This window comes from Methyloglobulus sp. (assembly GCF_964779595.1).
Window position 1 is genome coordinate 1 of sequence record NZ_CBAROL010000035.1, and the last position, 24,767, is coordinate 24,767.

The window sequence follows — 24,767 nt, forward strand, 5'->3', positions numbered from 1 at the left end:
TCAGCCAAGTGATTACGCTGGATAAAGCATTCCTTGCCGAAAAAATTTCAAAATTGAATCCTCAACAACTAAACAGCCTTAATGACGGGCTTAAGTTGGTTTTGGCGTTGTAAAACATAAGCGAATAAATTCAATATCATCATGCAAAATGCAGTTTTTGTGTTTAAGGCTGTAAAAATAGTGGGAGTGCCAAACCTAGGTTTGGCACTCTAGGCGACAACTTGACAATAACAACCATAGCAGGAGTACGCATGAAAATGTACGTTTCTTTGGATTCCAGTGCCGGACGGGGCATGTTGCCCGGTCCGTAACGTTTATGCGTGGCTCAAAAATAACAACATAAACAAAACGGTTGGTGCGGTGTTTCAAACCCCGCCCCGCTTTTAATTTCTTAGCTGGAAAACCGAATGATCGCCAAATTCCCTGAATTTACGCCGATTGCCGACGTGACGCTTGGCGAATTCCAACAAGCCTGTAAAGGTTTTCCGCCCTATTCAGAATTTAACCATCTCACATTGCGGTGCTATTCACCAGGTGCGTCAGTCTCTCGCCTGGAGAAAGCCTTGATTTTACGTTGCTTTGAAAAACAACCTTCTGGGTTATGCGCTGGAAGCAGAACCTTTGCTGGCACTGGTGGATTACGCCGAATCGGAGGGTTGCGGCAGAAGACTAAGTTGCGTGCCGGCGTTTTCCTTGCATCCTGATGTCAGGATGGCTTTTGCCGTCACGGAGCGGCGGGAACGCTACGACTATGTGCTGGCGTTAGAGGCCATGTTGAATCCTGAATCCAGCCAATTGCGCCGCAAGCATAAACGCGCATTGGGTTATCAGGAAGCACATTTGGAAGTCACTTTCTCCTCAGTGGCGATGGCAGAATGTGCGGACACCACAGCATTTCTTGGGGTATTTATGGCTTGGCGGCATTGTAATGGCGGGGGTGCGGCGGCATTGGCTGAAGAGGAAATGGTATTCCGCAGATGCTTGGCGTTCGCCCACGGCTATCCGCTGATTGCCGTTGTGGCCCGTGACGGGTCCGGTGCAGTGCTGGGCTTTACGATTAATGAGCTATTGCCGGACGGTTTTTATATGGAGCATTTTGGTTTTACTGCACCAGGGCAGCCGGGTTTAACTGACCTGTTAGAACTGGAAACGGCCAAGGTGATGGCCGCATACGGTTGTAACCGCATGAATTTTCAGGAAGACTTGGGTATTGAAGGGCTGCGTAATTTTAAGCTATCTTGGCAACCACAATACTTGCTGCATAAATATGACCTGCAACCCTACTAAGCCCAAAATCGTCCACAAACAACAGCAAAACCTATTGATCTAATAGCCCAGAGCAGACAGTTTAAATTGGGCAGCGCGTGGGTCATGCCAAGTTGCGCTGGTTCCCAATCTGGAGATTGGGGATCGACAAGGCAAGCTCCAGCTTGCATAACTACGTTCCCAAGCAGAGCTTGGGAACGAGCGAACCCTGTGATTTGATTCATAAGGCGGAGTGACAAACCTAGGTTTGTCACTCCAAAATACACGCGATTCACGGGTATGAACAGTACCGGACTGGGCATGTTGCCCCGCCCCGCTTTGGTGGGAGTTTTGTTTTAATAAGGCTTTTTGTTTTTTAACCCCTCAACTCAACTTTCTCGGCAATAGCTCCTGCATTGCCCTACTACTTACATCCCCGTAGGCATCCCTCAAGGGAGAAGGAGCTGCTTACCATTTGGCTGAAGCATCTTACTAATCAGGTTCAATTTTAAGGCGTTAACCCTTGCCCAACCACAATAACCTTAAGCGCATTCGTCCCGCCTTTAACGCCTGTCAAATCGCCTTTGGTGATGATGAATTTGTCACCATCTTTGGCGAGATTCCATTTTCTTAATTCTTTGACGATGCTGCGGTTAACTTCGGCGTGATCTAGCTTTTCGTCGATGCGATAGAACATTGGGAACACACCTCGGAACAAGGTGGATCTGCCCAGGGTTTCTTCCGAGCTGCTGAATGCAAAAATGGGTATGCCTGAACTGATCCGTGACATCCATAAGGGCGTTGAGCCTGATTCGGTCAGCGAGACTATGCCTTTGATTTTGGTATGGTTCGCCATATACATGGCGGACATTGCAATGGCTTCATCATCGCGTTCAAACTGAATATCCACACGGTGATCGGAAACACGGACACTGGCTTGCTTTTCAGCTTCAAGGCAGATTCTGTCCATCGCCTCAACGGCTTTAATCGGGTGTTTTCCTGATGCAGTTTCAGCCGATAGCATGATGGCATCGGTGCCATCGTATACCGCATTGGCAACGTCAAATACTTCAGCACGAGTAGGAATCGGGTTGTCGATCATCGACTCCATCATCTGCGTGGCGGTAATGGCAACGCGGTTGAGTTCCCGTGTGCGTTTGATCAGAAGTTTTTGTACGGCAGGCAGGTTAGCGTCACCGATTTCAACACCTAGGTCGCCGCGAGCAACCATCACTGCATCAGATGCCAGGATGATCTCATCCATAACGTCTGGAACAATGGCTTCTGCCCGTTCAACTTTAGCGACGATACCAGCATGACAGCCTTCTGCCACCAGTAGGCGACGGGCTTCATTCAGGTCTTCGGCAGTCCGTGGGAAAGAGATCGCCACATAATCGCACTTCATCAGCGCGATAGTTTTAATGTCCTCCTTATCTTTTTCAGTTAACGCCGCCGCAGAAAGCCCTCCACCCAACAGGTTAATGCCTTTGTTGTTGGATAGGTCACCACCAACGGCCACGGTGCAATTGACCCGCATGTTTTCGACATTGATGACATCCAGCACGATACGACCGTCATCCAGTAGCAATCGGCTTCCAGATTTTACTTCCATAGCCAGTGGTTCGTAAGTTATGCCGACCTGGGTGTTATCTCCCGCCAATGGATCAAAATTAATATCTAAAGCAAAATTTTGACCTTCATTTAGCACTACTTTGGTGTCTTTGAAGCGAGCGATACGTATTTTAGGGCCTTGCAGATCAGCAAGAATACCGACGCGTCGACCTAGCTTTTGGCTGAGTTCCCTGATCGATTGGGCTCTATCAAGATGGTCTTGCGCTGAACCGTGCGAGAAATTCATGCGGACAACATCAACCCCCGCCTTAATTAATCCTTCAAGTACGCCGGGTTTATCTGTGGCTGGACCGAGTGTCGCTAAAATTTTGGTTCGTCTTAACATTAGGTTTTATTTCAGTTTCAGTAATATATCGTTATTTCACATTGACCTATTTGGCATTAACCAGGGCAACCGTCGTATCCAGCATACGGTTTGAAAAACCCCATTCATTGTCATACCAAGACAGAACTTTTACGAAGTTGCCGTTCATTACTTTGGTCAATCCTGCTTCATAAATAGAAGACGCTGGATTGTGGTTGAAGTCTGTTGACACCAGTGGTTTTTCGTTGATTTCCAGGATACCTTTCAAGAACCCAGTCGATGCGGCTTTAAGTATTTGGTCTACTTCTTCTTTAGTGGTGTTTCTTGAGGCTTGGAAAGTTAAATCCACGATGGAAACATTGATAGTCGGAACGCGCATGGCGAAACCATCTAGCTTTCCTGCCAGTTCAGGTAATACCAAACCAACCGCTGCGGCAGCGCCAGTTTTGGTAGGGATCATGGATTGCGTCGCTGAACGGGCACGGTGTAAATCACTGTGGTACACGTCGGTCAACACTTGGTCATTGGTGTAAGAGTGGATGGTGGTCATCAGGCCATGATCCACACCAATGGTGTCGTGCAAAGCCTTTACGATAGGTGCCAAGCAGTTGGTGGTGCAAGAGGCATTTGAGATAACGGTATCGCTTGCCTTCAAGGTATTGTGGTTAACACCAAAAACAATCGTGCCATCAACATCACTGCCGCCTGGGGCGGAGATAATAACTTTTTTAGCACCAGCCGCAATATGTGCCGAAGCTTTGGCTTTGCTGGTGAACAAACCTGTACATTCATGAACGACATCTATGCCCAATTCACCCCAAGGCAATTTGGAAGGGTCACGTTCTGAGAATACCTTGATTTTATCGCCATTGATGACGATGTAATCGCCGTCAACACCTACTTCAAAAGGAAACTTGCCATGTACGGTGTCGTATTGGGTCAAATGGGCATTGGTATTGGTGTCGCCCAAGTCATTGACCGCTACTATTTGAATTTCGTTAGTGCGACCTGATTCGTAAAGTGCGCGAATAATATTACGTCCAATACGGCCATAACCGTTGATGGCAACTTTAATAGGCATTGAGTTTGTCTCCAGAATGATTAGATGATGAGGAATTACGAAATCGCTTAAGGGTTTCTGTAAATCCCTTCATTATACAAAAAAAGCGGTATTTCGTCTATGACCAAAAGTCTCGTCGTTATCAGATTTTATTTGGCGGTTATTTTAAAGATTCTCTTGCGGTATGGATGGCTTTTTTCACCGTTTCTGGTGCTGTGCCGCCGATGTGTTTACGTGCGGCAACCGATCCTTCCAGCGTTAAAATATCGTATACATCTGCTGTTATCAGTGGCGAAAATTGCTGCAATTCCGGGAGTGACAGCTCTGCAAGATCACGTTTGCTATCTAAACCTAGTCTTACAGCAAGTCCGACAATTTCATGGGCATCGCGGAAAGCCAAGCCTTTACGTACCAAGTAATCAGCAAGATCGGTCGCCGTTGCAAAGCCGCGTTTTGCTGACAAATACATGTTCTCCTTTTTGACCTTGAGATGAGGAACCATGTCGGCATAAGCACGTAAGCAGTTGATGAGCGTGTCTACCGTATCAAATAGAGGTTCTTTGTCCTCTTGATTATCTTTGTTATAAGCTAAGGGTTGACCTTTCATGAGCATTAACAGCGCGATCAAATGGCCTGTAACGCGACCTGACTTGCCGCGCACCAATTCGGGAACATCAGGGTTCTTTTTCTGCGGCATGATGGACGAACCGGTACAGAAAGCATCGGGCATGTCGATGAAGTCAAATTGGGCGCTAGACCACAGGATGAGTTCTTCGGAAAAACGCGACAGGTGCATCATAATCAAGCTTGCAACAGCAGTAAATTCAATCGCAAAATCGCGGTCGCTCACCGAGTCGAGTGAGTTTGCTGAAGGTCGACTAAAGCCCAGTAAATCCGAGGTGAATTGGCGGTCGATAGGGTAACTTGTGCCTGCCAGTGCAGCCGCACCTAAAGGCATGACATTGATGCGTTTAAGGCAGTCTTGCAAGCGTTCATGGTCGCGGCACAGCATCTCAAACCATGCCATTAAATGATGTCCGTAGGTGATGGGTTGGGCTACTTGCAAGTGGGTGAAGCCGGGCATGATGGTATCAAAGTGCTGCTCGGCTAGATCCAAAATGGCGGTTTGAAGGCGGTGCAACTGGGTCTTTATGTGCTTGATTTCACTGCGAAGGTAAAGTCTGATGTCGGTGGCCACCTGGTCGTTACGGGATCGTCCGGTATGCAGCTTTTTGCCTGCTATGCCGATAAGGTCAGTTAATCGGGACTCAATATTCATGTGGACATCTTCTTGTTTGATTGACCAAATGAACGTGCCTTTGATTATCTCATCTGCGATTTGATTCAGTCCACCAACAATGGCATCGCGCTCTTCCGTGGTCAAAACACCAACTGCACATAGCATGGTGGCGTGGGCAATAGAACCTTGAATGTCTTGCTCTGCCATGCGCTTGTCAAACAAAACTGAGGCGGTAAATTCCTCTACAAAAGCATCGGTGGCTTCTGCAAAACGGGCACTGGAGAGTTTTTCGGAATTAACGGTGATCATTTATAAGTAATTGAATTAACTAGGTTAGTGGTTGGTTTGTGCTTCGATAATGAGTGTGCGTTAGCAGTAATGCGGGAAAGATTATTTAGGTAGAGGTTGGTGGCAAGTTTTTGTGAAGAGGGAAGGGTACTTATCACTGAAAAAACGAATTGTCATCCCCATCATTTTCAGTAGTTAAAGGCTCTCCAGGGATTACCTTTTCCTCCATAGCCCATTCACCTAAGTCGATTAGTTTACAGCGTTCACAGCAAAAAGGTCGGAAAGGATATTCTGCCGTCCATGATACGGGACGCTCACAATGGGGACATTTTACGGTCAGCGTTTGCTTAGAAAATGTCATCAGAACATACAGCGGGTTAGGGAAAATGGTATGTCATCCGAGCTTTGCGTAGGTCGTTGTTCATCGGCGGAAGGCACCATGAAGCGTATCGAGCAACGGTGTTTGCCACCACTGATTTCGGCGAAACAAGGCAGCGACCTATCCATGCTGACTTTGATAAGCTGGTAAGGTAGGCTTTTGTCCAAAGCGATTTGAAAAAAACCGGCTTCGGCCAGCTCTTCACTGGGTGCATTGCTGGTACGGATAAAGTCCAGAATCAGATCAATCGCGGTACGAATTTCGTTGAAAGGCAGACTCCAGCGTTCCAGATCTTTAGCACGGATCGATTCTTCCTGTTCCAGCCAGAAATGAAATTCAGGCAAGTCAAATGAGCAAGTGCCGCCGGGAATTGAGCTGCGTTGTGTGATGCTTTGAAATAGATCACTTTCCATCACGCCAAGACCTATTTTTCCAGGAGTTGCATAAAGCTTTTTACTGGTTTCGGTGATTTTATTTACGATGGATTGCAGTTGTTTGGAGTCAACATTCTGGCTGTCGGCATACTTAGTGAGTACTTTTGCATGGCGATCCAGTTCTTTAAGGATTTCCGATTTGAGGTCGTTGCGCCTGAAAATCGACATAACATCCAGCAATACGTTAATGGCAGCGCGTTTGTCGGCGATAGTTGAACCCGACGAAAAATGGCTAAATTCCTGGAATAGCTGTTCTAGCCTGATGAAAACCCGGATCCGTTCATTGAGTGGAAATTCATAGATGATGTGGTTTTTCACGAGCGTGGTTGTCCTAATGCGCTGATTGAAAGGTAAAGATTGTGCAATTTTTTAACGTGTTCTGCAAGTTTGCTATCAGTGGTATCAGAATTGTCGATGACATCATCGGCGTGTTTTAGTCGGTATTCACGGCTCACTTGGCTGGCTATCATTGACCGGATTCTAGTATCCGTAAAGTTATTCCTGCGCTTAATCCGTTCTATCTGGGTTTCAATAGGGCAATCAACCACGAGTATTCGGTCAACAAATCGATTTCTTTTTGTTTCAAACAATAAGGGGATGCTGATGATGCAGTAAGGATTATTCAGTTGCTCAATTTTCTCCTGCATCGTGGTAAAGACTAAAGGATGCAAGATTGATTCAAGGGTTTGTTTTTGTTTAGGGTTTGAAAAAACAAGTTCACCTAATTGTTGTCGGTTTAACGAACCATCTGGATTGAAGACTGCATTGCCAAAAAGTTGCCCAATTTCTAATAATGCCGGTTGTCCTGGTGCTACTAACTGGTGTGCGATGTCGTCAGCATCAATAACAGGGATATTTAATTCTGTAAATAATTTACTGACCGTGGTTTTACCACAGCCTATACCGCCAGTAAGACCTATTTTGAACACCCGCTTATAAACCTGCCATTTTCATATAAAACTGGTTAATGTCCGCACCCCAAATCAGCGCAATCCACCCAGCCGCCGCTAAATAAGGACCGAAGGGGATGGGCGTGTTGCGGTCATGCCGAGAAAACACAATCATGGCGATGCCAATTACTGCACCGACCAACGATGATAGCAAAATAATGGCAGGTAAGGATTGCCAACCTAGCCAGGCTCCAAACAAGGCGAGTAATTTGAAATCGCCATAGCCCATGCCTTCTTTTCCAGTCAGCAATTTAAACAGGTGGAAAACACCCCACAGCACCAGATAGCCGGCAATCGCGCCGATAATGCTGGCGTGGCTATCGGTAAAAAAGCCAAATAAGCTTAAAAATAATCCCGACCATAACACAGGTAAGGTGATTGAATCGGGCAAAAGTTGATGGTCAATGTCAATAAAACTCAATGCGATCAACGACCAAGTTAGCAGTAAAGCAAATCCTGCTTGTGGCGTAAAGCCAAAATGCCACGCTACTATGACTGAGGTAAGCGCGGTAAATGCTTCAATGATTGGATAACGTAAGGAAATTGGATTTTTACACTTAGCACATTTACCCCGTAAAAAAACATAACTGATAACGGGAATGTTTTGGTAAGGTTTAATAGGCGTGTTGCAGCCTGGGCAACGCGAGAGCGGTAGCACCAGATTAAACGGTTCATCGGTCTGTGCTTGTGCATCAAGCCCCAGATAGTCATGACAATCCTTACGCCAGGCTTTCTGCATCATAACAGGTAGGCGATAAATAACCACGTTCAGAAAACTGCCGACCAATAGACCAATTAAGCCGACAATAGCGGAGAAAAGAGCTGGGGAATCGATAAGATAATCAAATGATTGCATGATGAGTTGGTGAGCGCAAAGCTCCCTTGCGGGAGCGTTTATTCGTTGATTTATGGATGATTTACGTTATTGTTAACCAACCGCAGCACCCATTTTGAAGATAGGCAGATACATGGCAACCACCAAGCCGCCGACTAGTGTCCCCAAGATGACCATAATGAGCGGCTCCATCAAGCTGCTGAGGTTATCGACTAAGTTATCGACTTCCTCTTCATAAAAATCCGCCACTTTGGCTAACATGGCATCAATGGAACCGGATTCTTCGCCGATGGCGACCATTTGCTGCACCATGTGCGGAAACAAACCGGCTTGGCTAATGGCGAATTGTAGCCGTTGACCGGTGGCGACTTCTTCGCGCATTTTCATAACAGCCTCTGAGTAGATGATGTTACCGCAAGCACCAGCAACCGACTGTAGCGCATCGACCAAGGGTACACCGGCTGCTGACATAGTCGATAATGTTCGTGCAAAACGAGCGATGGCTGATTTGTTCATAATCAGCCCTACCACAGGTAGCTTTAATAACGTTCTGTCCAAAAAATGATTAAATTTTCTGGAGCGTTTCTTAAAGAAACCAAAGGTATAGACAGTGCCGACGACAATCCCGACCACTATCCACCAGTATGCCTGCATCCACTCCGACATGTTTACAACCATTTGTGTGAATGCCGGTAAATCGGCTCCAAAGCCTTTGAACATTTCGGAGAATACGGGTACTACGAAGATTAACAGGATAGTTGTTACCAAAAAAGCGACGATCACTACCGCTATCGGATAGGTTAGGGCTTTTTTGATTTTCTTCTTCATGGACTCGGTTTTTTCTTTGTAAGTGGCGATTTTGTCTAACAGGGTTTCCAATACACCCGCTTGCTCGCCTGCTTCAACCAGATTGCAAAACAACTCATCAAAATAGATGGGTATTCTATTTAGCGCTTCTGCCAATCTATCGCCGCCTTCTATGTCGGTTTTTATACTCAGCAATAATTCCTGCATACTGGGATTGTCATGACCTTTGCCAACAATATCAAAAGATTGTACAAGAGGTACACCCGCTTTCAGCATGGTGGCTAGTTGCCTCGAGAAGATTGCAATATCGGCTGGTGTGATGGCTTTGGCTTTGCTTGTAAACAGAGGCTTAGCCTTAGCTTTGATTTTAGTAACGCGATAGCCTTGCCGACGTAGTTCGGCTTTAGCAACTACCTCGCTTTTAGCAGGAAAAACACCTTTGCTGACTTTTCCATTTTTGTCTTTCCCTTCCCAGAGAAAATCTATTTGGTCTGTTTGTTCTGCCATTGCTATTCCTTGGTCACTCTATCAATTTCTTCGATACTGGTAACACCCAGACGAACTTTGTTTAAACCTGATGCACGCAAATCATTGATACCTTCTGATTTAGCTTGTTCAGCCAATTGCATGGCGTTGCCGCCTTCCAGTATCAGTCCACGCATTTTTTCGCTGAGGGTCATCACCTGGTAGATGCCGACTCGGCCTTTGTAACCGTTTGTGCAGAGATCACAGCCTACCGCGCCATACAGTTCGAGGGTTTTGAACTCGTCTTCTTTGAAACCGATGGATGAAAGTACATTATCCGGCAAGGTTACTTGCGTTTTACAATGTTCGCACAAACGCCTAGCTAAACGTTGCGCCATAATCAAATTAACTGCCGAGACGATGTTAAAAGGCGCAATGCCCATTTGCATCAGCCGGTTCAAGGTCTGCGGTGCATCGTTGGTGTGCAGGGTGGACAATACCAAATGGCCGGTCTGCGCGGCTTTAACGGCAATTTCAGCGGTTTCAAGATCCCGAATTTCGCCGACCATGATGATGTCAGGGTCTTGCCGTAAAAACGCCCGCAAGGCATTGGCAAATGTCAATCCAGACTTAACATTGACGTTGACTTGATTAATGCCTTCAACGGTAATTTCCACAGGGTCTTCCGCCGTGGAAATGTTACGTTCCATATTATTCAGGATATTCAAGCCGGTATAGAGGCTGACCGTTTTACCACTACCCGTGGGGCCCGTTACTAAGACCATGCCATAAGGCTTATGTATGGCTTCCAGAAAAAGTTTTTGTTGAGCATCTTCAAAGCCCAGTTTTTCAATGCCGAGTTGGGCACTGGTAGGATCCAAAATACGCAACACCACTTTTTCACCGAATAAAGTCGGGCAGGTGTTGACACGAAAATCAATCGCACGGGTTCTGGACAATATCATCTTGATACGACCATCTTGCGGAACTCGGCGTTCTGCGATGTCCATTTTGGACATCACTTTAATCCTGGAGATGATGCGGTTGGATATATTTGCCGGTGGACTCGCTACCTGATGCAATATGCCATCCGACCTATAGCGGATGCGGAAGTTTTTTTCATAAGGCTCCAGGTGTATGTCAGAAGCGCCTTTTTTGATAGCATCCAGCAGGATTTTATTGACGAAGCGCACGATAGGAGCATCATCTATGTCAGCATTGACATCATTTTTTGCAAGCTCTTCTTCGCCACCCGTGATGTTCAGATTGTCCAGATCTGTGTCCATCAGGTCTGCCATCGAGGTATCCACTGCTTCCAATGCAGTCTCAATGGTTTTCAGCAGCTTGTTTTCCTCGACCAAAACGGTTTCGAGATTGAGCAAGCTCTGGAACTTAATGTCATCCAAACCTAAGGTATTGGTCGGATCAGATATGCCGATGAACAAGGTTTTGCCGCGTTTCAACAGGGGCAGAGCATTGTATTTACGGATCAGTTTTTCGCTGACCAGATTGAGCGGTAAGTTGCGAGGGTCGATGGCATCCAGATCCAAAAACGGCACACCGAATTCAGTCGATGCTTTGGATGCTATGGTTCTGCTATCGACAAGTTTGTTGGCAACCAAATAGCTTATCAGCGAAACCTTGTTTTTTTGGGCTTCATGAATATATGTTTTAGCATTCTGTTCGGTTAACAGGCCTTCGTGAATTAGGCACTTTGCCAGCCCGCTGAAATGAAAATCTGTTGTTGCTGCTGCCATGACATCTCTACCTGATGATCGTATCCCATGAATATAGTTGAAAGGCTGATAAGGTTCAAGGATTAAAAATAGGCTAATACCTATTCCTAGTCTTTAGTATTAGATTCATTGCGTTTAAATAGTTTAATCGGATGCGGTTTGTGCGATGAAAACGGCTCTTTTGGGTGCTGGTAGGCCTTCGCAGGTCAATAAGGCATTGTCTTCGTTGAGATAATCTTTTAAGGAATGAAAAGTCATCCATTCTGTACTACGTTGCTCTTCCGTACAGGTTGCAGTGATGTCAACGAGACGAATATTCTTGAATCCGCAGCGGCTTAACCAGCCCATCAAAGTCGGCGCACTCGGCAAAAACCAGACATTACGCATTTGTGCGTATCGGTCTTCAGGGACTAGCACGTCGCCTAATCCGCCATCAATCACTAGCGTTTCCAAAACCAGCTCGCCGCCAGGAACAAGGCTGTCTCGCAATTCCAGCAAATGGTCGATAGGTGAGCGGCGATGATAAAATACGCCCATCGAAAATACCGTATCAAATGCTTTCATGCCATAAGGTAGATCTTCTATGCCTAATGGCAGGACGTAAACCGATGGTTCACCTCCGTGCAGCTTGCGGATAAACTGAAACTGCATAACATTCAATAGGGTAGGATCAATGCCGATGACACATTTTGCTCCAGCACCCAGCATACGCCAGCAATAATAGCCGTTGCCACAGCCCACATCTAATACTAAGCGGTGTTTGAGCGGGGAAATATGCTGTTCGACACGCCGCCATTTCCAATCCGAACGCCATTCGGCATCAATAGTAATGTCGAATAGCTGGTATGGACCTTTGCGCCAGGGATGCAGACTTTTTAGCTGGGTTTCCAGTGTTGTTTTTGCCTGTTCGCTTAGGTCACTCGCACAACCTATCTGTACAGCATCTGTATTCAAGTTGCGTTGCGTGATAGGAAATTCCGGCAAGTTTTCTATTAGCTGCTGCCATGTTGACAAATGCCCATGTCGGCTGTGGTCGAATGCCTCGCTAAGTTGCTGCGGTAAGCAAGCTGCCCATACATCTGCTGTTGCAGATCTAAGTAATTGATACAATAATTGATAATCAATCACTTAAGCGCGATTATCGAAGCAAAATTAAAATATTGAAACCACACTTCCGCACTGCTAAAATCCGCTTCAAGCAGTCGTTGTTGATGTAAGCTAAAGGTTTCAGGGATTAACACGTTTTCCAATGCGGTGCGTTTTTGGCTGATTTCTAGGTCGCTATAACCCTGGGCTTTTTTAAATTGATGGTGCATATCGGCTTGTAAGGTGTTTTGTTTGTCATCATCAAATTTAAGTTTTTCAGATAATATCAGTACACCGCTGGGCAACAGACCGCTGTTGATTTTTTGCAGAAAAACCAACCGGTCTTCTATAGGGATAAACTGCAAGGTAAAATTCAACACGACAACCGACGCGTTTTCGATGCTTATATCTCGGATGTCAGCACACAGCACATCAACCGGAATTGATGAAGGTAGTTGTCGCAGTTTTTGTTCCAATCCAGACACCATCGCTGGCGAGTTATCAACAGCAATGATGCGACAATTTTCGGCGGCTATCTGTTCGCGCATGGATAACGCGGCAGCACCCAAGGAGCAACCTAAGTCATAACAACGGCTGTTAGGCTGCGCGTAACGCTGTGCCAGCAAACCGATAGCTGTGATAATCGTGCTGTAACCAGGCACAGAGCGTTGGATCATGTCGGGGAATACGCTGACAACGTTTTCGTCAAACGTGAACGCGTTAATTTCACCGAGAGGATTGGCATAAATGGAATCTTTCAATGAAATCACGACGAACTAGATGTTCTTGAGGACGGAATACCGGATGGTGTGTTGAATAGCAACGGATAGCAAAAGCATAAGCGCAATAGCAAAGCGGGGTGAGTTTTGTTTACTGCCTACCCTCCTTTCCGAGCGGAAAGGAGGGTATTTGCAGCAATCTTAGGAGTTTTTGGCAGACAAAGCTTCCGCGTTACGTTTAGCCAAGCTTTCAATCACCGCACCTAACGAGCCTTTGGTTTTGACTTCATTGCTGAATGTTGAGCGGTAATTGGTTACCAAGCTAACTCCTTCGATCATGATGTCGTAGGCTTTCCAGACACCATTACCCAATAACATACGGTAGTTTACGCTGATGGGTTGTAGTCCAGGTTGCAACACTTCGGTCTTCACGACAACTTTGTTAGAGCCGCTTGCCATTTCTAAAGGCAGAAAGCGTACTGTCCAGTCTTTAAATTCCACAAAAGCGCGGGAATACGTCCGTACCAGTAAGGTCTGAAACTCGTGTTTAAAACGGTTTTTTTCATCGCCGCTTGCAGAAATCCATAATTTACCCAAAACTAACTCGGAAATTTTATCAAAATCCGTATGCGGATTGATGGCTTGGTCAACAAATTGGGCAACTTGTGAAAAGTTTTGGATAAAGGCTTTATCCTGCAACTTCTGTTGGAGTTTGTCCGATGCCTCTTGAATTGCCAGTTGAGGAGGCAGCAAGTCTGACGCTTTCGCAGCAGTTATTGATAGCAAGCTAAGTAGCAAGATGAATAAACCGAATATATTATGTTGTTTTGTTTTCATAAAACCCTCTAAAATCGAGCCAATTCGCTTGAGTTATTAAGTGTGAGCGACCAGCAGTTGATAGTGCGAATAAGCAGGAATGCGGTTTACGCTTTTTTCAATCAAGCCGTTGCAATTAGTACGACAGTTAAACCCGTGTAAAAGTCCAATATTCCCTAATCCATGAGTACAGAATAAGATGGCTTATAGTAACATTAATTTTCCTTTCATACGCATGAGAAGAATGCGTTTTGATGATTTTTCCCGCCGATTAATGCGTGAAAATCAACTCAGCACCGACGATTTAATATATCCTATGTTTGTTACTGAAGGCTTAAATTTGCGGGAGTCGATTTCATCCATGCCGGGTATCGAAAGAGTCTCCTTGGATTTGTTACTGGCTGAAGCAAAAGAGGTTTACGAACTCGGCATTCCAGCCATTGCGCTGTTTCCAGTTGTTGGTACTGATAAAAAATCCGACGATGCTGCAGAAGCGTATAACCCAGACGGCTTGGTTCAACGCAGTGTTCGCGCATTGAAACAAGCTGTGCCGCAATTGGGTATCATCACCGATGTTGCGCTCGATCCATTTACCAGTCACGGGCAAGACGGACTTATCAATGACCAAGGCTATGTTATTAATGATGAGACTAATAATGTCCTCGTCAGGCAAGCACTTTCCCATGCCGATGCAGGTGCAGATATAGTAGCGCCTTCGGATATGATGGACGGCAGAATTGGTGCAATTCGGCAGGCTTTGGAAGCAAAAGGGCATATTAATACCAGGATTCTTGCTTATTCCGCTAAATATGCCTCCAGTTTTTATGGGCCATTTCGGGATGCCGTGGGTTCATCAGGCAATTTGGGCGGCGGTAATAAGTACAGCTATCAAATGGATCCAGCCAATTCTGATGAGGCTTTGCGTGAAATCCAGCTTGATTTGCAGGAAGGTGCGGACATTGTGATGATTAAGCCAGGAATGCCGTATCTGGACATCATCCGCAGGGTAAAAGACAGCTACGGCGTACCCACTTTTGCTTATCAGGTCAGCGGTGAATATGCTATGATTAAAGCTGCTGCCATGAATGGTTGGCTGGACGAGAGAGCAGTCGTTTTGGAATCCCTGCTGGCGTTCAAGCGTGCTGGCAGTGATGCAATTCTGACTTATTTTGCAAAATCTGTGGCGCGGTGGCTGGCTCAGACTTGAAGGGTTTACCTAGAAAAACATTATCTTAAAAGCACTATCACGACGAAGGATGTGCTTAAAATCAATAACAACATTACAAAAGAGGTATTGCTATGGAATTAGTTACAACAACCGCCGGTTATGAAATGCTGCTGCGCTGGGGGCATTTGTTAGCAGGTGTTACCTGGATCGGCTTGCTTTACTACTTCAATCTGGTACAAGGCGAATACTTTAAAGAAGCCGATGGCGCGGCAAAGTCGGACGCTATCCAAAAGTTAGTGCCAAAAGCCTTATGGTGGTTTCGTTGGGGTGCAATGGCTACAGTATTGACTGGCTTGGCGATTCTTGGTCTACGTGGCGCTAGTGGTTCGCTTGATATTTATATCGGTTCACTTCTGGGCGTTATCATGTTTGCTAATGTGTGGTTGATTATTTGGCCTAACCAAAAAATCGTGATTGCTTCTGCAACTCAAGTCGCCAATGGTGGTCAAGCATTGCCTGAAGCCGCTGGTGCATTGGCAACAGCGGGTTTGGCATCACGCACTAATGCCTTGTTTTCAGTGCCAATGTTGTACTTTATGGGGGCTTCAACACATTTTCCGCATGGATTTAATTTTCTGTCGTTTTTACTCGCCGCTGCAATAATTCTAGCGTTAGAGTACAACGGTGCTTATCCGGTGCTGAAAAATATCGGTGCATTAAGTAAGTTGCCAGAAGGTGGCAAGATGGGACCTTATGCTTCGGTTAAAGGTGTTATTCACTGTGGCTTAGGTTTGACAGTTGTGCTGTTTCTGATTGTTGATTTCATAAAGTGACAGTTAAATAATACAGCTAAAAATAGCCGCACAATGCGGCTATTTTTTTGTCCTCATGTTCGGGTTCATTGTTGAGAACGATTACGCTTGGCTAAGTTTTATGGATACCTTATTTTTACGAAGCACTTTAAGATTGAATGCTGTTGTTTAAGTAATTGCTATAATGTACCAATCTTATTGGAACAAGCTATGATAAAAAAGGGTTAAAGATGATTGGTAAAGACCGTTATGCGGTGTTTGGATCGCCAATAAAGCACAGTAAGTCACCGCGTATCCATCAGCTTTTTGCAGAACAAACCCAACAATTACTTGAATATACCGCACAGGAGGTACCGGCAGAGCGATTTAGAGAGTCGGTAAAGGCGTTTTTTTCTCAAGGAGGCAAAGGCTTAAATTGTACCTTGCCACTGAAAGAGTTAGCCTGGGCATTTGCTGATATTACTACCAAACGCGCTGAACTGAGCCGAGCCGTCAATACCCTTATTATCGAAGACGATGACCGCATATTAGGCGACAATACGGATGGCTGCGGTCTGATAGCGGACTTGACAGTCAATCACGATATTACCTTAAAAGGAACTAGGATTTTAATTTTGGGTGCAGGCGGCGCGTGTCGAGGTATTCTTGCGCCACTTCTGGAAAAGTCCCCACAACAGTTAATGTTAGCTAACCGAACTCGCCAAAAAGCCAGTGATTTGGCGGCAGAATTTTGCCTTTTTGGTGATATAGAAGGTTGTGGGTATAGTAATATAAGAGGTCAACAATTCGATTTGATTATCAATGCGACTTCGGCAAGTTTGTATGATGAATTGCCTCCGCTTCCAGATGATGTATTGGCGGAAGATGGCATCTGTTACGACCTTGCTTACGGTAACAAACCTACATCATTTGTCCGCTGGGGCGTGGAACATAATGCCAAAAAAAGTCTGGATGGCCTAGGAATGCTGGTCGAACAAGCTGCCGAAGCATTTTTTTTATGGCGAAACATTCGACCACAAACGCAACCCGTCATTGATGCGCTAAATGCTGCACGACGATTTGTTGCAGAAGGGTAAGGATTTTAAGGCGTAAGGTGCAAGGCACAATAGGGTTTAGCGAGAATGTGGTGGGTGCTGTAAATGCTGCGACACGCTTTTAAATTCGATTGCAAAGGTTCACGTATTGCCAAGATATTTGTTCTTGAGATCAACATAGTGTTGGCTGGAATAAATCAAAAATTCCCGCTCCTTATCCGTTAATGATCTGACCAATTTTGCAGGTGATCCCACGTAAAGATGCCCACTTTCCAAAACTTTGCCGGATGGGACTAATGCGCCTGCACCTAACATCACGAAATCTTCAATAACGGCAGCATCCATAATGATCGCCCCCATCCCGACCAAGCAATAGTTACCTATCGTGCAGGCATGGGCAATTGCTCTGTGACCTACCGTTACACCTTTGCCAATCGTTAACGGATAACCGCGATCCGTAAATTTTCCGTAATGGGTGACATGCAAGACAGAGCCGTCCTGGATATTGGTATCGTCGCCTATCGTGATGCTTTCAACATCCCCTCGTGCCACCGTTGTCGGCCAAATAGAGACATTATCGCCAATTGTGACATCGCCAATCACGACTGCGCTGTCGGCTATGTAAGTCGAATGGCCTATTTTAGGCAGAATGCCATTGAATTTTAGAATGCTCATAAAGGACTGTGAGTAGTGTGGCTTAGAATAAACTGAAAGAATAACCACGAAGAAGACGAAGGTCACGAAGTTTTCAAGAGTTTGAGGAGGATTCTTCCTTTCGTGCTTTTAAGAACAGCGGATTAACGTTTTGGTATCGCAGTAAATATCTGTTGTGGGATTAAGGCGGGGTTTAACTGAGGAAAAAGCTAGTTGCCTAGCAGAGGAACTCTGCTAGGCACATTTATCGGTAGATTTATTTACCCGTAGCAGCGGCAGCAGCTTCTTTTGCCTTATCAGCTTCAATTGCTGTTGATACGGCTTCTTTTGCGGCTTCTAAAGGTTTAGCAACGGAATCTGTAGCGGGGGCTACAACCGTTTCGGTGGCTTGACTGGCAGCTCCTTTGACGGCATCTACAGTGCCACCAGTAACGGCAGCTGCACCTTCAACTGCAGCAGTGCCCGCGCTTTTAGCACCTTCAACAGCAGCGGCACCAGCACTTGCTGCGCTATCTACGGCGGCAGCACCAGCATCGGTTGCTTTTTCAACAGCGGCAGCTCCGGCAGCGGCAGCACCTTCAACAGCAGCAGTACCAGCAGTTGCAGCACTATCTACGGCGGCTGCGCCAGCATCGCTCGCTTTTTCAACAGCAGCGGCACCAGCACTTGCTGCGTTATCTACAGCGGCTGCACCAGTATCAGTCGCTTTTTCAACAGCGGCAGCTCCGGCATCAGCGGCTTTAGAGACTGCTTCAGGGGCTGTACTTGTCGTAGATTGTTCAGTAGCAGGGGTTTGTGGTGCTTGACTGCCACCATCGCAGCCTGCCAACAAAGCGACACTTATCAAACTGGTAGCAATAATCTCTTTAGTTTTCATACTTAGATATCCTGATGTTGAGTTACGAATGTGGTTTTCTGTTACCTGAAGACTGCATAGGTAATTTCTAATACTAACACACAGATAAGTCAGCTTTGTAAAAAAATTACTGCTTTAGACCAACAAATACAGACATCATTAAGCCATACTGTTTAACAGTAATAAGGCAGTATTATTTTAATATTTTGATATTAAAACAAAAAAAATCACAAGTTGTATTATCAACTGATTTTTTAAAGAGTTGCCTTAAGTTTGCGCTTTTTTCATAGCAAATAATACGATAGCGAGTACCGATAAACTGGGGAGCAGCGCCATCAATGGCGGATTGAGGTTATAAATCAAGCCGACATGATTGATTATTTTGTCGAAAATATTGAAACCCATCCCGATGGTAACGCCAATCATGATGCGAGCGCCGACACTCACCCCGCGATGAATGCCAATGACAAAGGGCGCAGATACCAGCATCATAATGAACGTCGTTAACGGGCTAACAGCGCGTCCCCAAAAAGCGACCTCGTAGCCATGTGATTTTTGATGATTACCTTTTAAGAATTCGACATACATCGCCAAGTCGTAAAGTGAGAGATCCTTAGGGTCAACGACAACAATTTTCAATAAATTAGGGGCAATTGTTGATTTCCAGGTCTGTTCGGCTTCGTGGCTTACCTGAATTTGCTGTGTTGAAATCGTCGATTGTTTAATGTTTTCCAAGCGCCAGGTTTTTTTGCCCAGAAACGTTGCTTTGCCGGCGTGTTTGGCATGCAGTAAATGACCTTTCTCATCCAGTTCATACATGCTGATATTAGCCAATTTGCCATCGTCTTCTACCCGACGCACATTGATAAAGTTTGTTCCTTCCCGCAACCACAAACCGTAGTTGGAATTCATGATGATGTGTTCATTAATGGCAGTCATTTTAATTTGCTGTCCCAGTCGCTCACCTAACGGCGCGATAAATTCCCCAATCAGAATGGCTAAAGTTACTAACGCGAGACCTGCCAGCATAGTGGCTTTAATAATGCCCATAACAGATAGGCCAGATGCCTGCATGGCAATCAACTCGCGATTATTGCCCATAGAGCCTAGTACAAACAAGCTGCCAATCAATGCCGATGCAGGAACAAGCTCATAAAAAACAGTGGGCGAGGTCAATGCGAGGTAATAAAAAATTTCTTTCAAACCGTAGTGACCTTTGCCTATATCCTTCAATTCATCGGCAAAAGTAAATAAATTGAACAACGTTAACAAAATTAACAGCGCAATCAGTGAGCCTTTCAGGATTTCTTTGGCGATATATAATGACAATACCTTCATTTTGAGACTTTTTGCTTGATAGTTAAGATTAGCCATTGGAATCCGTACCAGTTTGCCAGTAATAGCAAGCCAATAAAGAACAACAATAAGTTTACCCAAAACATGCCGGGCCAGGTCGGAATAGAACCCTTAATAACCCAGCTTTGAGCAACACTAGAAAGATTTCCATAGGTAAAGTAAATCAAAAAACCCATCAACATGATGCCGTAGATGCCACCTCTAGGCGATATTCTGGACAGTGGCACGGCAATAAAACCGAGCAGTAGAATGCCCAAAGGTACTGTTAGTCGGTCTTGTAGTTCTGCAAGTTCCCTTTTACCTTTAGATTTCCATAACGTAGCGCTGGAAGCCGCTCTGGGTGTTGCGCTCATGGGAAGTGTCGATTCTTCTATTTTAACGGCGTATTCCTTAAATTTTTCAATGGTATAGTCGAAATCACCCGGTTTGCCTTGTATGCGTTCACCGTTCTCAAAAATCATATAACGACCACCAGGTAATTCCTCGAAGCGACCTAGTTCAGCACTAATAATGCTCAGTTTGTTTTTCTTCCTGTTTTGCACAAAAACAGAGTGCATTTTTTTTTCCGCCGTAATATTTTCGACGTAAAAAACCAAGTCGCCTCGGCTGTATTCGCTGAATTTGCCTGCCGCAATACCGCGAATATCGGAGGTTTGTTCATCTTGATGCATAATGCCTTGAGTTCGATTTTCAGCCCAGGGCGAAACATAGACAGATAAACCAAAACTTATAATGCTTAAAGGAAACACCAGCAAAAAAACCGCTCGATAGAGCGTTCCAGCGCCGCCGCCAGCCGTCGCGATTGCTGACATTTCCTGGTCTTTGTACAATCTTCCCAATACCATCAAAAGCGCCATAAAAGTGGCAGCAGGTAACAGGGAAATACTGGAAGTCACGGTTTTTAAGCCCAAGATTGTCAATAGGGTGTCATTAGAAACATGCCCTTCAATTGCCCTATCAAGTATCTTGATGAATTTACGGCTCACGATGATGACCACAATGACAGTCCACACCGATAACAGTGTCTTCAGCAAGTCCAGGGCTATCATCTTGTCCAGGATGGTAACCAAGGGTCGCTTACCCATTTTATAGCCCTTAGGCCAATCCGCTTCCAAGCCTATCTCCTCATCAAAACAATAATTGTGATGTATAATCAAACCATAATTTGAGCAGACTTATTCAGTCTATTCGCAACCCCAACCCAACAGATTTAGCATAAAAAAGATGGACTATTCTATAGAAATTGCGCCCATAGAAACACTGCCCTGTGATTGTATCATTATCGGCGTTTTTCAGAACCAGCTTCAAAACCAGCAACTGATTCCTTCTGGAGCGGGTCTTTCTGATAAGCTGCAAAGCATAATCGCGACAGTTGTTAGCCGTGGTGATATTAGCGGTAAGATTGGCGAAACCGTCCTAATGAATGTTATTCCCGATAGCGGGGTTGAACGTGTGCTGTTGGTTGGATTGGGCGAAAGCAATCCCTTATCACCCAAAAATTACCGGAAAGCATTGTCGGCTGCGGTAAATAGCCTAAAAAAACCTTACATTAAATCTATTGCCTGTGGCCTTGCGGACGTTGCCGTTGAAGGTAGTAATCTGCAATGGAATGTACGGCAAATCGTCGAAGTATTCAACGATGCCAGCTACCAATTTACCGCCCTCAAATCCGATAAGGAAACTGAAAGCAAGCTGCAAAAAGTCGCTATTGCCACCTCGGAAAGTGGGATTGCTTTGGCGCAATCAGGATTAATCCAAGGTTTGGCAATTGCAGAAGGTGTTAGCCTTACCAAAGCGCTCGCCGATCTTCCTGGCAATGTTTGCACCCCGACTTACATGGCTGAACAAGCTGTTGAACTTGGCAAAACTCATCCAGGACTCAGCGTTAAAATCCTGGAGGAATCGGAAATGAAAGAACTCGGCATGGGTTCTTTTCTGTCGGTTTCACGAGGCAGTCGCCAACCCGCAAAATTGATTGCGCTGGAATATTTCGGAGGCAAAAAAGACGGCAAACCTATCGTTTTAGTGGGCAAAGGTTTGACCTTCGATGCCGGGGGAATTTCCTTGAAGCCAGGCGCAGGTATGGACGAGATGAAATACGACATGTGCGGCGGCGCGGCGGTCATGGGTACGTTGCTGGCAGCGGTAAAAATGCAATTACCGCTCAATATCGTGGGTTTGGTTCCCTCATCCGAAAATATGCCCGATGGCGATGCCAACAAACCCGGCGATATTGTCACCAGCATGTTGGGCAAAACCATCGAAATCTTGAACACCGATGCCGAAGGCCGCTTGATCCTTTGCGATACGTTGACTTACGCAGAACGCTACAAGCCTGATGTTGTCATCGACTTGGCAACTTTGACTGGCGCGTGTTTAGTTGCATTAGGTAAGATTCCTAGTGGCTTATTGGGTAATGATGACGAGCTGTGCAATGCTCTAATCAAAGCGGGAGAAACCGCCTGTGACAGTGTCTGGCGTTTGCCCTTATGGGAAGAATATCAAGAACTGCTTAAATCCAATTTTGCCGACCTTGCCAACATTGGTGGCAAAGACGCAGGTACGATCACCGCCGCCTGTTTCCTCTCGCATTTCGCCAAAAACTTCCGCTGGGCACATCTGGACATCGCCGGAACAGCGTGGCGTAGCGGACAAAACAAAGGCGCAACCGGTCGCCCCGTGCCTTTATTAAGCCAATACCTCATCGACCGAGCTGTGTCATAGGTTAGGCGTGTGCCAGAAATCAATTTTTACGTACTAGCAACTGAATCGCCCCAAGAACGCTATCTGTTCGCTTGCAAATTAATCGAAAAAGCCTATCGCAGCGGCGTTTTTGCTTACGTACTCACCGATTCATTAGAGCAAAGCCAACTCATCGACGACCTGCTCTGGACGTTCAGGGCAGGTAGCTTTATCCCGCATCAAATTTACACTGGCGAGGTGGTCAGTGTTGAAAGTATCGTGTTGATAGGTTCAAGCAATCCCCCTGAACACTGGCAGAACTCCGTGATAAACCTATCTTCTCAATGTCCTCAAAATTTTCAACAAGCTGAACGGATTCTGGAAATATTGGATAACAGCGAAGAAACCAAAACAATCGGTCGAAATCGCTATAGACAGTATCAGCAGGCGGGTATTGAGATCGCTACGCATAAGTTGTAATTATTCATGTGCTTGCTTCCACGAGGGCGGAGTTTTCATCATACTCCCTTGCTGCTATTCTCCATCCGCCGCAAAAATTCCGCCATAACCTGACGGTATAGTTCGTCACCCAAATATTTATCCTCAATGCCTCGGTCGATGTTCGGGTTGTCATTGACTTCTATCACATAACCTTTGCCGTCTTTTTCCTTTACGTCCACCCCGTAAAGCCCATTGCCTATGGCTTGCGTGGCTTTTAGGGCGGCATCCAGAACGGCTTTGGGTGCGTCAAACGTCGGCATGGTTTCAAAATGCCCACTATCCGTACGCTTTTCGCCGTGGCGGTAAATTTGCCAATGGTTCTTGACCATGTAATAGCGGCACGCATACAAGGCTTTGTTATTGAACACACCGATACGCCAATCGAAATCCGTGTACAGGAACTCCTGGGCTAACAGCAGAGCCGACTTTTCAAACAATTCAGCAACTTTTACCTCAAGTTCTTGCCGATTATTCACTTTGACAATGCCTTTGGAAAAAGAACCGTCAGGGATTTTGATGACCACCGGAAAACCAGCCTTGCTTTCCAGTTGGTCCAGATGCTCACTATTGCCTTTGTGCAGTATCCAGGTTTTGGGCGACGGCACTTTATGGGTGCGGAATAAATCCGCCAAGTAGACCTTATTGGTGCAACGCAGGATGGAAGTCGGATCATCTATGACAACCAAACCTTCGGCCTCCGCCTTTTTGGCAAAACGGTAGGTATGATGGTCGATTGCCGTGGTTTCCCGGATGAACAAGGCATCAAACTCCGGCAACCTGCCATAATGTTGTTGGGTAATCAGTTCAATTTCGATACCCATTTCCCTGCCTATACCGATAAATTTTTTCAGCGCACCCCGATTACTGGGCGGCAAGGCTTCCGAAGGATTGACCAGGATGGCAAGGTCGTATCGTGCGGCTTTACGGGCGCGACCTTTGCGCCACACTTTTTTGCTGAATTTATCCAGCGCCATCGCAAACAAGGTTTCATTGGCATCATCAAGGTCGCGGTGCGATACGGCTTTTAAATCCGTGATTTCCCACTGTTGCACATAACCCAGCGTCACTTCCAAAATCGGGCAGGAAAAACGTTCAAACAACAATCTTGCAAGATCCTGAAACGCAGGATCTTGCGTCGTGCCAAAAAAACTCAGCACCTTGATTTCATCATTTTTGTCCTGATTCTTGAAAACCCGCTCCAAGGTCTGCGACAAGTCTTCCAGTTGCAGTTGATAAAGTGCCTTTTTCCCTATGTCATTCAATACCTTGACGGAAGGGATAACGTGATGGCCCCGCGCTTCTGCCAGTAAAGAACAATAGTAACCGTCGGACAAATAGGAATAACTGCTACAAAGATTGATAATACGCACTCTATGCTCGGAATCTTCCTTTTCCGTGGCAAGATAAGTCTCAAAAGTGATGACTTGATCGCTGGGGTAATAGGGACTCCAGTCGGACAATGAATCGACAACCAAAAGGGTTCGCGCCATAGGTTTTGTTGTGCTCCTTAATGTGGAATAGTGGCGTGGTTAGGGAATGTTGCTTCTTGTTTATTGCAGGAGACCTTTGCACAAACAGCAGAAACTCCGGCTGACTGGTCAAAAGCCGATTTTTTTGAATTGGCATTCACCTTAATGGGCGGTATTCGGCTGAAATACGCATTTATCTCGCCATTTTTCATAAACCCTTGGCTATTTTTCGCGGTTTT

24 protein-coding genes are annotated in these 24,767 nt (G+C 45.7%); 6 read left to right on the forward strand and 18 right to left on the reverse strand.

Going from position 1 to position 24,767, the window contains the following annotated elements:
* Window positions 1-579: 579 nt before the first annotated feature.
* Window positions 580-1,287: a phosphatidylglycerol lysyltransferase domain-containing protein gene (locus AC1YY3_RS10820; protein ID WP_481824738.1), complete on the forward strand. Its 708-nt coding sequence runs from the start codon at window positions 580-582 to the stop codon at window positions 1,285-1,287.
* A 466-nt stretch (window positions 1,288-1,753) separates the two neighbouring features.
* On the opposite strand, the gene pyk is transcribed toward AC1YY3_RS10820, so the two are convergent.
* The 12 genes from pyk to AC1YY3_RS10880 all read right to left on the reverse strand — a co-directional run bounded on the left by pyk (window position 1,754) and on the right by AC1YY3_RS10880 (window position 14,017).
* Window positions 1,754-3,202: a pyruvate kinase gene (gene pyk / locus AC1YY3_RS10825; RefSeq protein ID WP_481824739.1), complete on the reverse strand. Its 1,449-nt coding sequence runs from the start codon at window positions 3,200-3,202 to the stop codon at window positions 1,754-1,756.
* A gap of 46 nt (window positions 3,203-3,248) precedes the next feature.
* Window positions 3,249-4,262 carry a type I glyceraldehyde-3-phosphate dehydrogenase gene (gene gap, locus AC1YY3_RS10830; RefSeq protein WP_481824740.1) on the reverse strand — a complete coding sequence of 338 codons (1,014 nt, stop codon included), beginning with the start codon at window positions 4,260-4,262 and terminating at the stop codon, window positions 3,249-3,251.
* Between the two features lie 139 nt (window positions 4,263-4,401).
* Entirely contained in the window at window positions 4,402-5,790 is a 1,389-nt protein-coding gene (gene argH / locus AC1YY3_RS10835; RefSeq protein WP_481824741.1) for an argininosuccinate lyase, read from the reverse strand.
* A 133-nt stretch (window positions 5,791-5,923) separates the two neighbouring features.
* Complete coding sequence (yacG, locus tag AC1YY3_RS10840) at window positions 5,924-6,130, reverse strand: DNA gyrase inhibitor YacG (RefSeq protein WP_481824742.1); 207 nt, start codon at window positions 6,128-6,130, stop codon at window positions 5,924-5,926.
* Window positions 6,130-6,900: a cell division protein ZapD gene (gene zapD / locus AC1YY3_RS10845; RefSeq protein WP_481824743.1), complete on the reverse strand. Its 771-nt coding sequence runs from the start codon at window positions 6,898-6,900 to the stop codon at window positions 6,130-6,132. The genes yacG and zapD overlap by 1 nt, the downstream gene beginning before the upstream one ends.
* Entirely contained in the window at window positions 6,897-7,511 is a 615-nt protein-coding gene (coaE, locus tag AC1YY3_RS10850) for a dephospho-CoA kinase (protein WP_481824744.1), read from the reverse strand. Before coaE ends, zapD begins: the two co-directional genes overlap by 4 nt.
* A gap of 4 nt (window positions 7,512-7,515) precedes the next feature.
* A complete protein-coding gene (locus AC1YY3_RS10855) occupies window positions 7,516-8,388 on the reverse strand; it encodes a prepilin peptidase (RefSeq protein WP_481824745.1) in 873 nt (290 codons plus the stop codon).
* A 72-nt stretch (window positions 8,389-8,460) separates the two neighbouring features.
* Entirely contained in the window at window positions 8,461-9,681 is a 1,221-nt protein-coding gene (locus AC1YY3_RS10860; protein ID WP_481824746.1) for a type II secretion system F family protein, read from the reverse strand.
* Window positions 9,682-9,683: 2 nt separating this feature from the next.
* Window positions 9,684-11,396 (reverse strand): type IV-A pilus assembly ATPase PilB, encoded by a 1,713-nt coding sequence (gene pilB / locus AC1YY3_RS10865; RefSeq protein ID WP_481824747.1) that lies wholly within the window; start codon window positions 11,394-11,396, stop codon window positions 9,684-9,686.
* A gap of 123 nt (window positions 11,397-11,519) precedes the next feature.
* Window positions 11,520-12,503 carry a tRNA 5-methoxyuridine(34)/uridine 5-oxyacetic acid(34) synthase CmoB gene (gene cmoB, locus AC1YY3_RS10870; RefSeq protein ID WP_481824748.1) on the reverse strand — a complete coding sequence of 328 codons (984 nt, stop codon included), beginning with the start codon at window positions 12,501-12,503 and terminating at the stop codon, window positions 11,520-11,522.
* Window positions 12,500-13,231: a carboxy-S-adenosyl-L-methionine synthase CmoA gene (cmoA, locus tag AC1YY3_RS10875; protein WP_481824749.1), complete on the reverse strand. Its 732-nt coding sequence runs from the start codon at window positions 13,229-13,231 to the stop codon at window positions 12,500-12,502. Before cmoA ends, cmoB begins: the two co-directional genes overlap by 4 nt.
* 150 nt (window positions 13,232-13,381) lie before the next feature.
* Window positions 13,382-14,017 carry an MlaC/ttg2D family ABC transporter substrate-binding protein gene (locus tag AC1YY3_RS10880; protein WP_481824750.1) on the reverse strand — a complete coding sequence of 212 codons (636 nt, stop codon included), beginning with the start codon at window positions 14,015-14,017 and terminating at the stop codon, window positions 13,382-13,384.
* A 178-nt stretch (window positions 14,018-14,195) separates the two neighbouring features.
* Between AC1YY3_RS10880 and hemB the strand changes: the two genes are divergently transcribed.
* From hemB to aroE, 3 genes are all read left to right on the forward strand, one after another.
* Entirely contained in the window at window positions 14,196-15,203 is a 1,008-nt protein-coding gene (hemB, locus tag AC1YY3_RS10885) for a porphobilinogen synthase (protein ID WP_481824751.1), read from the forward strand.
* 92 nt (window positions 15,204-15,295) lie between these two features.
* Window positions 15,296-15,997 (forward strand): urate hydroxylase PuuD, encoded by a 702-nt coding sequence (locus tag AC1YY3_RS10890; RefSeq protein ID WP_481824752.1) that lies wholly within the window; start codon window positions 15,296-15,298, stop codon window positions 15,995-15,997.
* Window positions 15,998-16,206: 209 nt separating this feature from the next.
* Window positions 16,207-17,052, forward strand: a complete 846-nt coding sequence (gene aroE / locus AC1YY3_RS10895; protein WP_481824753.1) for a shikimate dehydrogenase — start codon at window positions 16,207-16,209, stop codon at window positions 17,050-17,052.
* A 99-nt stretch (window positions 17,053-17,151) separates the two neighbouring features.
* Here the strand turns inward: aroE and AC1YY3_RS10900 are convergent, their stop codons facing one another.
* The 4 genes from AC1YY3_RS10900 to lptF all read right to left on the reverse strand — a co-directional run bounded on the left by AC1YY3_RS10900 (window position 17,152) and on the right by lptF (window position 20,991).
* The gene (locus AC1YY3_RS10900) at window positions 17,152-17,685 is read right to left on the reverse strand and encodes a gamma carbonic anhydrase family protein (RefSeq protein WP_481824754.1); all 534 of its coding nucleotides are present in this window, start codon (window positions 17,683-17,685) and stop codon (window positions 17,152-17,154) included.
* Window positions 17,686-17,920: 235 nt separating this feature from the next.
* Entirely contained in the window at window positions 17,921-18,541 is a 621-nt protein-coding gene (locus AC1YY3_RS10905; RefSeq protein ID WP_481824755.1) for a hypothetical protein, read from the reverse strand.
* A 246-nt stretch (window positions 18,542-18,787) separates the two neighbouring features.
* Complete coding sequence (gene lptG, locus AC1YY3_RS10910; protein ID WP_481824756.1) at window positions 18,788-19,894, reverse strand: LPS export ABC transporter permease LptG; 1,107 nt, start codon at window positions 19,892-19,894, stop codon at window positions 18,788-18,790.
* Window positions 19,855-20,991 (reverse strand): LPS export ABC transporter permease LptF, encoded by a 1,137-nt coding sequence (gene lptF / locus AC1YY3_RS10915; protein WP_481824757.1) that lies wholly within the window; start codon window positions 20,989-20,991, stop codon window positions 19,855-19,857. Before lptF ends, lptG begins: the two co-directional genes overlap by 40 nt.
* A gap of 109 nt (window positions 20,992-21,100) precedes the next feature.
* Between lptF and AC1YY3_RS10920 the strand changes: the two genes are divergently transcribed.
* Together AC1YY3_RS10920 and AC1YY3_RS10925 are read left to right on the forward strand one after the other, a co-directional pair.
* Window positions 21,101-22,600, forward strand: a complete 1,500-nt coding sequence (locus tag AC1YY3_RS10920; RefSeq protein ID WP_481824758.1) for a leucyl aminopeptidase — start codon at window positions 21,101-21,103, stop codon at window positions 22,598-22,600.
* A gap of 9 nt (window positions 22,601-22,609) precedes the next feature.
* Entirely contained in the window at window positions 22,610-23,038 is a 429-nt protein-coding gene (locus AC1YY3_RS10925) for a DNA polymerase III subunit chi (RefSeq protein WP_481824759.1), read from the forward strand.
* Between the two features lie 38 nt (window positions 23,039-23,076).
* Here the strand turns inward: AC1YY3_RS10925 and AC1YY3_RS10930 are convergent, their stop codons facing one another.
* The gene (locus tag AC1YY3_RS10930) at window positions 23,077-24,549 is read right to left on the reverse strand and encodes a RimK family protein (protein WP_481824760.1); all 1,473 of its coding nucleotides are present in this window, start codon (window positions 24,547-24,549) and stop codon (window positions 23,077-23,079) included.
* Window positions 24,550-24,566: 17 nt separating this feature from the next.
* The coding region (locus AC1YY3_RS10935) for a hypothetical protein (protein ID WP_482194472.1) at window positions 24,567-24,767 on the reverse strand (201 nt) is incomplete at its 5' end.